Consider the following 13981-nt stretch of genomic DNA (forward strand, 5'->3'; position numbering starts at 1 on the left):
TTCCTCTCCCTTCACTTAGATAATCCTACTAATTCTTCTTGATATCGCTGCACTTTCGGACGGCCAATCGAAACATAATGTACCTCTTCTAGCGCCGCCATTTCGGCCACATCAAAGCAATTACGTCCATCATAAATGTGCACAGACCTCATCTTTTCGCTAAAATCACTTGGCGCCACTGACACTATTTCTGGCCACTCTGTAAAAATAAAACAGATTTCTGTATCTGATATCGCTGCTAACGCCGAATCTGCGTAAGCTACTCGATCTTGAAAAATGGATCGGGCATTTTCCATTCCAACTGGATCGTATACCGTCACATCTGCGCCATCTTTTATCAGCTCAAAAATATTCCAAATCGCCGGCGACTCACGCAAATCATCTGTGCCCGGTTTAAACGTCAATCCAAGTACGGATACGCTTCTCCCTGCCAAGCTACCAAAATCCTGTTTTGCCTGATGAAGCAACTTATAAATTTGGTCTTGATTCACATCAATCGTTGCTTTCACGGTTCGTAAATCATAGCCAACATCTTCCGCCAAACGGTACAGCGCTTTAGTATCCTTAGGAAAACAAGAACCGCCATAACCCACACCTGCATTCAAAAACTGCTTCCCAATCCGCGGATCAAGCCCCATGCCTTGCGTTACACCATCAATATTCGCGCCTAGTTTTTCGCATAGATTGGCGATATCATTAATAAACGAAATTTTTAATGCTAGGAAGTCATTCGAAGCGTACTTGATCATTTCAGCGCTAACCAAATCGGTCACCACAACTGGTTGCTTAAACCCAGAATAGACCGCACGCATTCTCATCTCCGCCTGTTCTGTCTCGACGCCAAGCACAATCCGAGCACCATGTAGCGTATCATTGACCGCCGTCCCTTGTGACAAAAACTCAGGTGCCGAAACAATTTCCAATGCATTTTCCGCATCACGGCGGTCATTTATAAAGGCCTTGACTTGTTGGTTGGTCCCCACTGGCACCGTTGATTTCATCACGATCAGCGTATCTTTTTTGGCATAGTTCGCAATATCTTCGGCCACCTCATAAATGTATGTTAAACTCGCAGAACCATCCGCCTGTTCTGGCGTTCCCACACAAATAAAAATCACATCTGCTTCTCGGTACGCCCGTGTCATATCTATTGTAAAACCTAGCGTTCCACGGTCGATGTTTTGCTGTATCATCGCCTCCAAACCCGGCTCATAAATCGGTGAGACGCCTTCTTTTAATTGCGTGATTTTGGATTCGCTAATATCCGCACATACAACCGTTTTTCCAGTCTGCGCTAGGCTCGTCCCAGTCACTAAACCAACGTATCCAACGCCGGCCATCACTATTTTTTCCATTGCTTTACACCCTTTCCTAAAAAATTCGCTTTTTCGTCGCGTTCATCATGTAGCCAATCATGCAGTAAGTCGCATACCATACCGGTAGGCTCATTGCTTCTCGGTACATTCGCCAATTGGCGCGTAGCATTTTCCATTTATTACTTGATAACGATCCTGAAGTACTCCGATAAAAGGCAGACGTCACTGGAATGCCGTGCGCGACATGCCCTTGTTTCAAAATGCCTAACCACGTTGCCGTATCTTGTCTCGATTTTAGTTTTGGCATCCTTACATCACCAACAACATGTCGATCGAGTAGCACTGTGAGACAACCGATAATCGTATTTCGCAGTAATGCATGATAGGTAATCGTCTCTGGCACTCGAATAACTTTCCTCATGTTGCCCGATTCATCCACACTCTGATACGCCGTAAACGTAAAGCCGACACTCCGCTCTGCCATATACGAAACTTGCATACTAAGCTTGCCTCTATCCCAAAAATCATCACTATCTAAAAAAGCAATATATTGTCCACGTGCCGCTTCCAAACCCCGGTTTCTCGCCATCGCAGCACCTTCATTTCCTAGTGATGCCATTGCCGAAATCCTGTCATCACGCCTGACATTTTTATCAATAATTTCGCGACTTCCATCATTGGAACCGTCATCAATGATAATCAGCTCCCAATCCTCGTAAGTTTGCTGTAATACACTGTCAATCGCTTCTTGGAGATGTACTTCCGCGTTATAACAAGGCATAATCACACTGACTAAATCACCCTTCCACCGCTTTGTTTCCAATGCTTTGCTCCTTCCTCAACGCTTTCAATAAATCATTCGTTCGCTTCCGTTGCCCATTTTTATTCACATGATACACAGAGTTATAAAAATATTCCGAATCATACATATACGAACTAGCGTTACCAATCACACTAAAATTCTGCTTTAAAAACCCTTCCAGATGCTCAAAAAACGGCTCCGTCTCGTACGCTGCAAAATACACGGTATCAGGATATGTAATGTACAGTTTAATGTCATGAAACTCACAATACTTTTTCAAAGCCAACAAATACGCCGTGACCTCACCCTCTGCGAAATCCGCAAACTGCAACGGCACATTTTTATGCGGCGGAAGCTCGCTCCCCATCACATTCCGATAAAACCCCGACGGACTCATATCAAAAAACTTCTCCTCAAAACGCCTATTTAATACAACGTTTTTCATCATGTAATAGGCCCGCTCTTTCCAAGAGAACCGACGAAACTGCTCGCGGTCATACATCCGGAAATACTCATACGCAAAAACATCATACATTGGCCGGTCGTACAAACCATATGCCAGAGACAATACGAGTGTGTCGCCACTTCGCAAACACTCTTTGGCTCGATCCATAATAAATGCTGCGCCAAAACCAACATTAGAACCTAAGTTAACCGCGGGAGTCCCTAACTGTTCACTCAAAAAATCCGTATCAAAGCTGTATAGAACCTCACTACCGCCCGCGATCACAATTTTATTTTCCGTAATACCATTCGCATACGTCTGCTTTTCCATCAGCATTTGCCGTAAAATCTCGATCCGGCGTGATTTATAAAACCGACTGTATAACGCAATCACACCATAGCAAACCACACCTAACACAAATGCTCCAATTAGAATTCCCATTTACCGTCCCTCCTCCAAAAAGCTTGATTACACACAATCGCCAGCACCAATCCTAACGCAATCCATAAAAACCGAATCTCGATAATCGTACTAATACCCACCGATGCACTTAAAAATTCAGCCACAACCAAAACAGGAATAACAGCGAAAAAGCCATTTTGCATATGCATCCACAGGTATTTCACACTCAGAATCAGGGCAATCACCACGACCGCGAATAAAAAGGACGACCATAAACCAATATTACCTACCGACTCCAAGATAAAGTTATGCGGTGCCCGATATGCATTGCTGAGTGTTCCATGCCCCATAATCGAATTATTAAGCGCAATGGGCACATTACCAACACCAATACCTAAGAAATGCGAATCACTGATAATCTGCATCGTTTTCTGATACATCATCATCCGCTCACTTGTCGAATTTCCTTTTTCCGTAAAAGCCGAAATAACATCCGTGAACAGACTACTATTTGCGGCTCCAAGTTGTAACACGTTGATCGATACAACCACGAGCAAACCGACAAACGAAGCAATCACACCCCACACGCGGAACCAAAGAACTAGTAACAGCACAACCTCGACAATAAGCATAATCATCGACACACGCGAAAACGTATTAATGACTAGAAACCCGCTTATTCCAATTACCGCAGCGATGAACAAGTACTTCCCGCGCCAGCGCCACGTATGAATTCCCCACACAACTAGCGGCAAAAACATCACTAAAAATGCTCCAAAATCATTGTAATTGTATTGCAATCCCGCCGGCCGATATTTATGCCGTTCTTGCGTATATTCCAATACATTTCCAGATAAACTCATATGCCAACCCGTCAAAACCTCAATCATGCCAATGACCAAACAAAAACCATAGACGGCACTAATAAAATAGGTCACGATTGCTAAGTCCTTTTTCGAACGAACGTGGTATAACGTAATCATCATCAAATATCCCGCTTCAAAAACAAAATACAAATAGCGAAACGTCGCGCTAATATAACTTGCCCAAAGCATCGAAGCCACATTACCAAAAAGCCAAAGCACGATTAAAATCACAATAACCTTCTCGATTTTGCTATATCCCAGCCGGTTTCGTGAAACGCTCCATAGAAACAGCGGCACATGTAGCAACAATAAAATCCGAAACAAGAAGATACTACTGTTACCTGAAAGCCCTAAATACGAGCCAAAGAAGGAGGTAATCACAATACCAATCCATAAGATGTACTCTATTTTTTCCAAATCAAGTAAGAATATTAGCGGGATCAGCATGATACAAACCGCCATCAAAATTCCTATACTATTCAACATTGCCGCGACGACGCCTAAACCAAGCATCACAATAAAAACAATCATTTTCCAATACTTAACCACAGTCCACGCTCTTCTCTTCTAATAATAGCTATACGTTGACATCTCTCGTTTGCTTAACTTTTTATCGTTATAAATAGCGCCCAAAAACTTCTCATGTCTTGCTTCAATCAATTGAATCGCGCGCATAATGTCGGCTTTTTTCGTATTCGCTGCCTTGATAACCAAAATCACGCCATCACTTGCAGCACCTATGGTTCGCGAATCCGAAATCAGTAAAATCGGTGGGGTATCAAATAAAATCAAATCGTATTCCGCACGCACATCCTCCACAAAAGTTTGAAAATGAACCGAATTCAGTAATTTCGTGGGTGCTGGTGGCAATGGCCCAACAGGTAGAAAAGAAAGATTCTCGATCCCCGTCGTTTGAAGCACTTCCTGATAGGGAACAGCACCTGCTAACACCGAACTAAATCCCTGCTTATTGGTTTGCTGAAATGACTTACTAAGCCGAGGATTGTGCATATCCGCATCAATAATCAATACCCGCTTGCCCTGCATCGCATAAACCGCCGCCAAATTCATCGATGTAAACGTCTTTCCTTCTCCTTTATGCGCCGAGGTCACTGTAATAACTTGCGCCTTATTATTGGAAAACTGAATGCTCGACTGAATCGAATTCAACTTTTCAAAAAAGACAGATCGTACTTCCGTCACCGGTAACTTGTCCCATTCCAGCCCATTCTGCTCATTACTTTTTAGTCGTCTCATGTCCTTTTCCTCCTTCCCTAACATGCGGAATATCACCAAGCACATCGACTCCCATTTCACTTAGCTGCTCTTCTTTCGTCACGATTGTGTCAAGAAGTATTGCTATAATGAGGAAACTAATACTTAAAATAACCCCAATAATAAACGCGATAATATACTTACTGACATTTGAAATCGCAACTCCAAGCTCACCAGACATGATCGTTGTAACCTTTGTTCCCTTCACCAAAGCTTTTAGTTCCTCCGACGCATATTTGGCAATCGTATTCACCACTAGCGCGCTTTCTTTCGGATTTCCGGACTTATAGCTAATGCTGTAAACCAATGATTTTTCGTCCACATTCACCGTTGTTTTGTTCCGAATAGTATCAATGGCTTCCTTCGACTTCGTTTCTTTTGCGACATTTCTCATTACTTTGGGACTTTGGATCAGCTTCGCGTAAGTGTCTGTCAAACCTTGCGTCATCAATAACGATTCATAAGTTTGTGAAGCCGCCCCATTTGCATTTACCGTGACAAAAAGCTGAACGTCCGACCTATATTGCTTCGGTATAAAATAGGAGTACAAAACAAAAACAGCTAATAATAATGCGAATGGAATGGCAATAATCCACAGAATATTCTTTTTAGCAACGCTCCAAATATCTTTAAAACTTAATGTGTGCATGAAAAAGCACCTTTCCTTATTTATTTTTTTCCTATGTCCTGGTACAGTTGAATAAGTTTCTTCTCCTCATGGCCCCAATTATACTTATGCTCAAAATAATAACGTCCGTTTTGGCCCATCTGTCTCACTTCACGCGGATTCTCTAATAATCGTAACGTTGCTTCCCCAACCTCATCTTGGTTTAGCGGGTTCACACAAACGCCTGCATTCGTCTCATTTATCAACGCTTGCCAATCAGGAAAATTAGAAGCAAGCACCGCCGTATTGGCCGCCATATATTCATATAACTTCGTTGCGAGTGAATTTAGATAATTAGGCAACGGATGAAGCAAGCACAAACCAATATCCGCTGTATGCAATTCCTGCCACATCATGTCATATGGAATCAAACCTTTCCAGATAACCTGTTCCTCTAACTGATTAAGATGGATGAATTGCGCCATTTTCGCCGATAACCCCTCCGACATATTTCCAATGAGCACCAATTCGAATGGATCATTCCAGTGTTGTTTTAAGTAATTCGCCAAATGAAGCATTTCCATCAATCCACGAGCTTCTGTGATGTCACCAACGTATACCAATTTTTTTAAATCTCCCTCCGTTGCTCCTTGTGCCGGCTGGTATGTCGGAAAATTATATGTATCAATTTGTGGGCAATCAAGAAAAGGATAATCTACTTTATAAGAACTCTCCGCAAAAATAACAGCATCCATGCGCGCTAAAAGACACCTCTCCAAATTTCTGATGAGTTTAGAAAGTGGCATTCTAGCTCTTTGCCAAATCCATGGCTTCGATTGAATCGCTTTTGGAAAATTTTCATACATGTCAAAAATAAAAATAGCATCTTTTTTTCGCCGACGCAGCAACATAGCGACAAGTAACAACTCCGGATCATTGAAATGAAAGTAGTCCGCTTTCGAATTTACTGCCATCTTATAAACCGTCCACCAATTAAGTGGTCTCAAATATCTATTTTTCTTAGGCAACGTTTGTATCTGTATATTGGCAAGCGCATCTGTATTTCTACCTTGCTCAATCGCTATTAACTCTACTTTAAAATTATTATATGCTAAAGATTTGGCCGTTTTATGGTATAATCTGGTTCCATTCCAATGATGGACACTGCTACATAAAAACACATTTTCTACATTCATGATTATCCTTCCTCTTTCATAATTACGACGTGCTACACACTCGAATTCTATAGATTTTTCGTACCAAAAATGGGGAATAAATCTTACATGAGTTAGTGTAATATAATCTAGAATCTCAATCTGTTCAAAAAAAGAAGGCCGAAATGCAGTTTTTGATAAAAGACTTGATCAGCATCTGCAAATAGGTTAATCACAGTGCTTAATAAGTCTATACATATTCCAAAACAGGAACATCACTCTGTATTTTTTGGAAAACATGTAGTAAGATACTATACATTACGTATCTGTAAATCATTTCAAGTCACAGCTAACTAACATAAGTACATCATTGTCTTTAGCATTCTTCATATAGAAAAAGGAGGAACATTTGAATGAAAAACTGCCTATCCAAACAGCACTTGCGCCAACTCAAAATCATCAACTTACTCCATGAAAATAAAAACATGACATTAGACAAGATAAGTTATACGCTAGGTTTTAATAGCCGAACCTTACGCAAAGACATCGAGCAAATTAATAGCTATGCCGCACCAATTGAGATCCTATCCTCTAAAAACGGGTTTTATTTATACATCCCGATGAACTACAATATTGATCATATATATGCCTCGACCCTGAAAGACAGTACTGAATTTTCACTTATCGAAGAAATTTTCTTTAATGAAAATCATTCTATTGACTCGCTATCCGAAAAACTATTTATCAGTAGTTCTACACTCCGCAGAACCATCTCTCATTTAAATAAAGTGCTGAAAAAAAAGAAAATCAAAGTCAACTCCCAGCCACTCATATTGGTGGGCGATGAAGCCGAAATTTGTAGCCTGATGATTCATCTCATCGAAGAAAAGTATGGAATCGCCAATATCCCCTTTCCTAAAATACAAGTTGGTGCACTCGATAAAATCCTTACTTGGGTCGCAAAAGCCAATAATCAAAGAATGGATTTTTGCGAATTGAACCGACTGAGACTTTGGATCATGATCATTCTCACACGGGTCAGGAATGGCCATATCCAAACAACTGAAGCTAATTTCCCAGCAGATGTAGACACCTCACTACTCAAAAATAAAGTGTTAACCGGACTGTTTAAATCTGTTTTTAAAATTGAATTGACTGAAGAAGTCGCCTATAGTTTATTCGGTATGTTTATTAAAAATAAGTTCGCATTTAACTATGAACACCTCGAAGAATTAATGGCTCACGATGATTCTGTCAAGGTGCTGGCAGAGCGAAATTTACAATTGCTTGAGGCCCTAGCCACCAAGCTCGAGATTCCGATTGAGAATAAAGAACACATTCTCATTAATATTTATAATATCGCTGTCCTCGCTACTAACCTTGAGAGTGAGAGCTATATTCTATACAATACACATCGCGCTCTAGTCGACCGAATCACCAATCAACATCCCTATTTTATAGATACATTAAATGAGACGATCAAACAGGTTTTCAAGAATTCCAAATACACTACTAATAAATTAGATTCGCTTGCCTATATGTTACTCACACATTGGCGCAATCTTGCCATACATCTACAAACAAGGACTCCTAGCATTGATGTTGGCATTCTTTTAGACACGGATATCGAGCATATGGCACTTATCCGCGATGAACTTCACGCCCGATTTAGCAATAAATTCAACCTTTCCATCACCGAAGAATTCACCCTCTCCGCCTTCAAGAAAAAAGCTTCTATGTATGATGTTATCGTCACAAACATCCCTGGACTTTCTTTCAAAAATTCTCCAATGGTCGTCTGCATCTCGATGTTCCCAACACCACTGGATATTAAAAACTTACACAACTGCTATGACAAAATCACCAGTACTTCTAATAAATAAAACAAGGCCAGCCAAGTCTGCGAAGAAACTATAAATAAAGCAAAAATCGCCTCGCCCATTATATTGGGTAAGACGATTTTTGCTTTATTTTGGCTATGTCCCAAACTCGGCTTATTTTCTAGTTTGTAAATAGGCTCGCATTCCAAAGGTTGATAGAATAATTCCTATCATCATAAACCATTGCATACCGCTATCTCCTGTTGTTGGTAACGCTGGCTGTTTACTCGGCTTTTCTGATGTATTTGTTTCTCCTGGTGTATTTGGCTCTTTCGGTATACTCGGTTTTTCTGGCTTACTTGGTTCTTCTGGTACACTCGGTTCTAATGGTGTGATTGGTTCCTCCGGTATATTCGGCTCTATTCGTTCATTATATTTGGTCAACTCAATCATTTGGGAAACATTTTCTTGGTTAACTTCAAAGGCAAGCTCGTTCTCGTCTATACGATAACCCTCTTGTGCCTTGATTTCTTTGAACATGTACTCTCCCCAGTCCAAATCACCGACTAATATCTGTCCTTTTTCGTCGGTAACTAGGTGATCTTCAACCACGTGACCTTGCTTATCTAGTAGTTGGAATTCCACACCTTCTAGAGCTTCTTTTGTTTTGCTATCTTTTTTAGTTAGCATGACAGAACCTTTCATTCGACTATTTTCAAAAGTAACGGTGATCGTTTTTTCCTCTCCACTAACAATTTGGATCACTCGTTTCGCGTTATCTATGACATAGCCTTCTGGTGCTTCTACTTCTTCTAACGTATACTCACCAGGAGTTAGATGCTCAAAACGTAAGTTGCCCGTTGCATCTGTTGTCCCAGATTGTACACCGTTTTCCGACGTGAGGGTGAATTTCGCGTTAGCGAGTTTTTCTTTGGACTCGGCATCACGTTTTTCTACTTGAATAACGCCAGTATTATTGCGCTTATTTTTAACGACTAATGAAATGGTATCTTCATTATCTGCTTCAACCACAACTGGAATCGGTGTCTTATCCAGTATATAGCCTTCTGGCGCCGCGGTTTCAACTGCTTCATACGCTCCCGGAACTACATCTTTAAAAATCAGTTGCCCAGACGCGTCCGTTACGCCTTCACGAACAACTTCTCCGTCCTTATTTAGCAGTTGGAATGTTGCCCCAGCCAACAACTTATTCGCATCATCTTGATCTACTTTTTGAATCAAAATGGCATTGCTGAACCGTTTGGTCGCGACCGTATTCGAATCATACTGCTCATTATCTAGTTCGATCTCACTTTTATTTGTCACTGTGTCGCCTACAGCCACACCAGACGCATCTACTTCAAACACGACCTCACCCTTGGTACCTAATTCCATATCTTTTTTGGCGGTAAAGGTAAGCGTCTGCCCTTCTTGTCTCACATCAAATAATTCCATACCTGATATCATCTTGCTGTATTTCAGGCGACTATCCAAGGTGTCCGTAAATACCTGCCCTGCTTTGATCGTTCCTATAATCGATCTTAGCGTCAGCGTATATGCAAGCGTCGTGTCATCACCAATTAAGAACTCCTTATTCACTGACTTTGTCAATGCTTTATTGAAGTTTGTATTGCTATCTGGGCGTACCAATACGCTGTCTGAAACTTCACCAACGTCTGTACTCGTCATCGTTGCTGTGTTTTTGTAAACCTCTTTATTGGTCTCCATGTTCACACGATATTCAATCAAGAAACTATCTGTCTTCGTTAAATTTTTAAAATTCACTTCCAGTCGTTGCGTTGTCTCATCAAAGAAAATAGCATCGCGATACTGGCTCGTGACATACTTCCGCGAACCATCTGCCGCTACTTCCACAATACGGATGCCCTTCACAGTTGTAGCATCGGTTGCTTCAATATTTGGCGTCTCGACCGGGTCTTGCTCCACCGATAAACCATCAGGAATCTGATCAGTTATCGTCACATCGCCTAACTCAAAACTACGATCTGCATTCACCGCTAAATGAAATATATTATATTTGGAATCATCTTCTTCCAAAATACCAATCCCATTCGAGTCAACAGCAGACTTCCACCATTTCTCAAAGGGTGCAGGATTTCCACCTTCTTCGACTTTCACACGCAACGTCTGCGAGTCTGACTTTCCATTATACGCGACATTAAATGTTTGTTCTGGTTTTATTTCCGTTCCTGGTCGCAATAACGGTGCTTGAAATGCTAATTGAAAAGAAGCAGACCATGCAGCACCTTCGTTATAGCTAGAATCAGGCTTTACAAAAACCGCAATACTATCAGGATCATCTTTTGCTGGGTTTTCCATATGATCAAATATAAAAGCGTCCGAATGAATGTTAGAAAGGTCTCCTGACGAGAAAATCTCTCGAGGAATGGTTACTTTGACGAGACCATTCTCATCTACAATCGTATTCGCATCCGCACTAAGCGTCACTTTCAAATTAACCTGACCGTTACTGATGATCGGGTCTTCATACGCCTTAAGCGCAATATCAAAATTTCCTTGATCCACGCTTGCTTGTCCTACAACTCCTGGAAGTAACATACTTCCAAACAGAACTAACACTGTCATTAAACTAATTAATCTTTTCATCTTGTATTTACCGCTCCTTAGTAAAGGGTGCCCCGGCTTAATCGAAAAATTCAGCTTACGCTAGAACTGGTAAATAGTTTAGCAAATCAACTATATGAACGCTACTAACTCTATTTTCATATTTAAATGATATTTCCAAAGTATCTAGGTAACCAATTTTTCTATAAACCTTTACACCATAAAGTATAAAATTTCCTAGATTCATTGTTTTTCACTCACTTATTGTTCCATAATGAGAGCCAATAAGACAGATTTAATACATACCAAATCATCTTATCAACTCCCTCCTGACCTATAAATTATTACTTAACAACGGCTTCTATTTCGTTTGTTGTGTAATCACCTGATAGCGAACCGAAAATGGGATCTTCAATAATATCCCATAGTGATGAAGCAAAAACTAACGTACTGGAGAACTGATAGCCAGAAGCTGCACCATCAATCTGGATGTTCGGGTATTTTTTTAAAATTTTACCAAAATCAAGCACAATATCTGCTCTGTACTTGCCTTGCGTCGTAAAGAAAGACTGCGGAAACGAAACGACAATACGGTCTGAATAGATTTTTAAATCATTGGGTGTTATTTTTTTCGTACCGTATGGCGTGGAAATTTCACCTGAAACCGCAGCTAAAAACTCATCGTGTAGGGTGATATGCTTAAATTGGCTCGGCATTTTAATTAATAGATTGGCATTGTCAAAATCCTCAACACCTAAGCTTTTCCCTTCGTAATGCAGTGTCGCTTTACCGGAATTATTCACACCGGGAATATATTTAGCAAGTGAACCTTCTAAGGAACTCTCCGCCAAAATATGCACTACATCTGTGGAACTACCTGTGTTTGTTGCTTGTGCCGATGCTACAATACCATCTACTTGTAATGCGCCGAGTCCGAGCATTGCTGCTAAGCCTGCCGCTACAACGTGACGTTTGCCCATCCTTTTCCACTCTCCTTATTTTCTAATCGCTGCTGTTTCTTCACTTATCCATCTACCTTCTTTTGAACCGATCAAGTTGCAATCAATCATTGCATCTTCTGTAAGAACCGCTACAAATGAGTAACCTGAAGGATTTTCATCGATTGGAATATTAGGATATTTGTCCAAGATCGCACCGTAATCGATAGATAAGTCTGCTGTAAATTTAGCACCAAAAATATAGCTTGCTCGCGGATTTTTTAAGACAATACGGTCAGCATAAATCGTAATATCTCCTGCCGTATACTCATGCGTTGCCGCGCCCATTCCTGTTGGGTAAGTGATGCTTCCTTTGATTGCTCGTTTGAACTCATCTTGCAATGCTACATACTTGAATTCATCTGGTAATTTAACAACAAGGTTTGATTTATCGAATAAGCCGATAGCTACTGTCGACTTAGCTGTGTAGTGCTGAGCTATATTACCAGATTTCGGAACACCTTGGATGTATGGAGTCATTCTTCCCTCCAACTCCCCGCTCGCGAGCAAGCTCATACCATACGTTCCCACTTCACTTCTTGGAGCATGGTTTTCTTGTGCTGAAACTTCCCCTGGGTGTGTTAAAAATAATGATCCTACCATCGCTAATGTTCCTAATCCTAATACATACTTCTTCATCTGTCTCCTCTTTCCTGAGCCCTCTAGCGGACTTTCTTTTTATTTATTTTGTAATATCTACTGTTGTTCGCATAAGTTCGAACCCCAATTTTGAAAATGAAACGACTTCTACTTTATCGCTACTGTTTTTGATAAAACCAAGTGCATAAACGGAATATTTGCCGTCTTTTACGAACGCGTGGTTCACCGTTTCACCGTTAACGACTAAATTCACTTTATTCGCGCCACCCGTTGCAGTCCCTGTGAGTAGTTCTTCACCAATTTGATAAGGTTCTGCGGTTAGTTCCGTCCCATCCATGATGTATTTAACGTCTACCGGAACTTCTTTAATGAGTACACCTTCTTCGTTGTAGGCACAAACGGACACGACATCTTTTTCACTTGTAATTAAACCTTGCGCATAAAGAGAATATTTGCCGTTTTTCGTGTTGATTTGATTGACAATCTTGCCATTTACTTTTAATTTGACTTGTTTTACATCACTACTTGCCGTTCCTGTAATACTTTCATCAATTGTCATAATAAATGTGCTAGCCGTTAGCTCTGTCTTCGATTTCACGATATTCACTTTCGCTTCTGCGATTACTTTGCCGTTCCTGTCCAACCCCTTAATAACAACTTCGTCACCAAAATCAGTAATGTACTGACGCGCATAAATTTTATATTTTCCTCTACCTGTATTGTTCGTTGTTGCTGTCATGCGATCTCGGCCATTCACGAATACTTTTACTTTCACGATATCTTGTGAATGTTTACCAAAAACATACTCATCATGATTGTCAAAATTATAGTCATTTGCGGTTAGTATTGTCTCAATTTTCTTGATGATTACGTCTGTTTTAGCAACTACTTTGCCAGATGCATCAAGGCCGTAAATCTCGACTTTTTGATTCGGATCTGTAATGAATTCACCGGCCCAAATCGTGTAGTTTTCACCGCTTGTTCCTGTGGTATTTTGAACTACGCCGTCCACAACTAGCTGTACTTTTACAATGTTGGCAGAGTTTGTTCCCGTAATGTAGTCTTCGTACATTTCGTATTCATCCGCGGTTAAAAGGTATACTTCCTTTT

General features: G+C 40.7%; 12 protein-coding genes. 1 reads left to right on the top strand and 11 read right to left on the bottom strand.

Annotation, left to right across the window (positions count from 1 at the left end; genetic code table 11):
• Positions 1–11: 11 nt before the first annotated feature.
• The 7 genes from PGRAN_RS06880 to PGRAN_RS06910 are packed head-to-tail and all read right to left on the bottom strand — an operon-like array spanning position 12 to position 6909.
• On the bottom strand, positions 12–1355 hold the full coding sequence (locus PGRAN_RS06880) for a UDP-glucose dehydrogenase family protein (protein WP_036066086.1): 1344 nt from the start codon (positions 1353–1355) through the stop codon (positions 12–14).
• Positions 1356–1371: 16 nt separating this feature from the next.
• The gene (locus PGRAN_RS06885) at positions 1372–2139 is read right to left on the bottom strand and encodes a glycosyltransferase family 2 protein (RefSeq protein ID WP_036066087.1); all 768 of its coding nucleotides are present in this window, start codon (positions 2137–2139) and stop codon (positions 1372–1374) included.
• The gene (locus PGRAN_RS06890; protein WP_036066088.1) at positions 2114–3004 is read right to left on the bottom strand and encodes a hypothetical protein; all 891 of its coding nucleotides are present in this window, start codon (positions 3002–3004) and stop codon (positions 2114–2116) included. The genes PGRAN_RS06885 and PGRAN_RS06890 overlap by 26 nt, the downstream gene beginning before the upstream one ends.
• Positions 2992–4380, bottom strand: coding sequence for an O-antigen ligase family protein (locus PGRAN_RS06895; RefSeq protein WP_051998462.1), 1389 nt, complete (start codon positions 4378–4380; stop codon positions 2992–2994). Before PGRAN_RS06895 ends, PGRAN_RS06890 begins: the two co-directional genes overlap by 13 nt.
• An 18-nt stretch (positions 4381–4398) precedes the next feature.
• A complete protein-coding gene (locus PGRAN_RS06900; protein ID WP_051998463.1) occupies positions 4399–5088 on the bottom strand; it encodes a CpsD/CapB family tyrosine-protein kinase in 690 nt (229 codons plus the stop codon).
• Positions 5069–5755 (bottom strand): YveK family protein, encoded by a 687-nt coding sequence (locus PGRAN_RS06905; RefSeq protein ID WP_036066089.1) that lies wholly within the window; start codon positions 5753–5755, stop codon positions 5069–5071. The genes PGRAN_RS06900 and PGRAN_RS06905 overlap by 20 nt, the downstream gene beginning before the upstream one ends.
• A gap of 20 nt (positions 5756–5775) precedes the next feature.
• Positions 5776–6909: a glycosyltransferase gene (locus PGRAN_RS06910; RefSeq protein WP_036066090.1), complete on the bottom strand. Its 1134-nt coding sequence runs from the start codon at positions 6907–6909 to the stop codon at positions 5776–5778.
• Positions 6910–7280: 371 nt separating this feature from the next.
• On the opposite strand from PGRAN_RS06910, the gene PGRAN_RS06915 reads away from it, so the two are divergent.
• Positions 7281–8750, top strand: a complete 1470-nt coding sequence (locus tag PGRAN_RS06915) for an AcpB/EbpR/MafR family transcriptional regulator (protein WP_036066091.1) — start codon at positions 7281–7283, stop codon at positions 8748–8750.
• A 111-nt stretch (positions 8751–8861) separates the two neighbouring features.
• Here the strand turns inward: PGRAN_RS06915 and PGRAN_RS06920 are convergent, their stop codons facing one another.
• The 4 genes from PGRAN_RS06920 to PGRAN_RS16765 form a co-directional block, all read right to left on the bottom strand.
• A complete protein-coding gene (locus PGRAN_RS06920) occupies positions 8862–11315 on the bottom strand; it encodes a SpaA isopeptide-forming pilin-related protein (protein WP_036066092.1) in 2454 nt (817 codons plus the stop codon).
• 302 nt (positions 11316–11617) lie between these two features.
• On the bottom strand, positions 11618–12253 hold the full coding sequence (locus PGRAN_RS06925; RefSeq protein WP_036066093.1) for a hypothetical protein: 636 nt from the start codon (positions 12251–12253) through the stop codon (positions 11618–11620).
• Between the two features lie 15 nt (positions 12254–12268).
• Positions 12269–12910, bottom strand: coding sequence for a hypothetical protein (locus tag PGRAN_RS06930; protein WP_036066094.1), 642 nt, complete (start codon positions 12908–12910; stop codon positions 12269–12271).
• A 43-nt stretch (positions 12911–12953) separates the two neighbouring features.
• On the bottom strand, positions 12954–13981 hold a 1028-nt coding region (locus PGRAN_RS16765), incomplete at its 5' end, for an immunoglobulin-like domain-containing protein (RefSeq protein ID WP_159101118.1).

It is taken from the genome of Listeria grandensis FSL F6-0971, from assembly GCF_000525835.1.
Classification (GTDB): domain Bacteria; phylum Bacillota; class Bacilli; order Lactobacillales; family Listeriaceae; genus Listeria_A; species Listeria_A grandensis.

Coding starts and splice junctions, on each gene's coding strand:
- PGRAN_RS06880 (WP_036066086.1), bottom strand. CDS start 1,355: ATGGAAAAAATAGTGATGGCCGGCGTTGGATACGTTGGTTTAGTGACT.
- PGRAN_RS06890 (WP_036066088.1), bottom strand. CDS start 3,004: ATGGGAATTCTAATTGGAGCATTTGTGTTAGGTGTGGTTTGCTATGGT.
- PGRAN_RS06900 (WP_051998463.1), bottom strand. CDS start 5,088: ATGAGACGACTAAAAAGTAATGAGCAGAATGGGCTGGAATGGGACAAG.
- PGRAN_RS06905 (WP_036066089.1), bottom strand. CDS start 5,755: ATGCACACATTAAGTTTTAAAGATATTTGGAGCGTTGCTAAAAAGAAT.
- PGRAN_RS06910 (WP_036066090.1), bottom strand. CDS start 6,909: ATGAATGTAGAAAATGTGTTTTTATGTAGCAGTGTCCATCATTGGAAT.
- PGRAN_RS06915 (WP_036066091.1), top strand. CDS start 7,281: ATGAAAAACTGCCTATCCAAACAGCACTTGCGCCAACTCAAAATCATC.
- PGRAN_RS06920 (WP_036066092.1), bottom strand. CDS start 11,315: ATGAAAAGATTAATTAGTTTAATGACAGTGTTAGTTCTGTTTGGAAGT.
- PGRAN_RS06925 (WP_036066093.1), bottom strand. CDS start 12,253: ATGGGCAAACGTCACGTTGTAGCGGCAGGCTTAGCAGCAATGCTCGGA.
- PGRAN_RS06930 (WP_036066094.1), bottom strand. CDS start 12,910: ATGAAGAAGTATGTATTAGGATTAGGAACATTAGCGATGGTAGGATCA.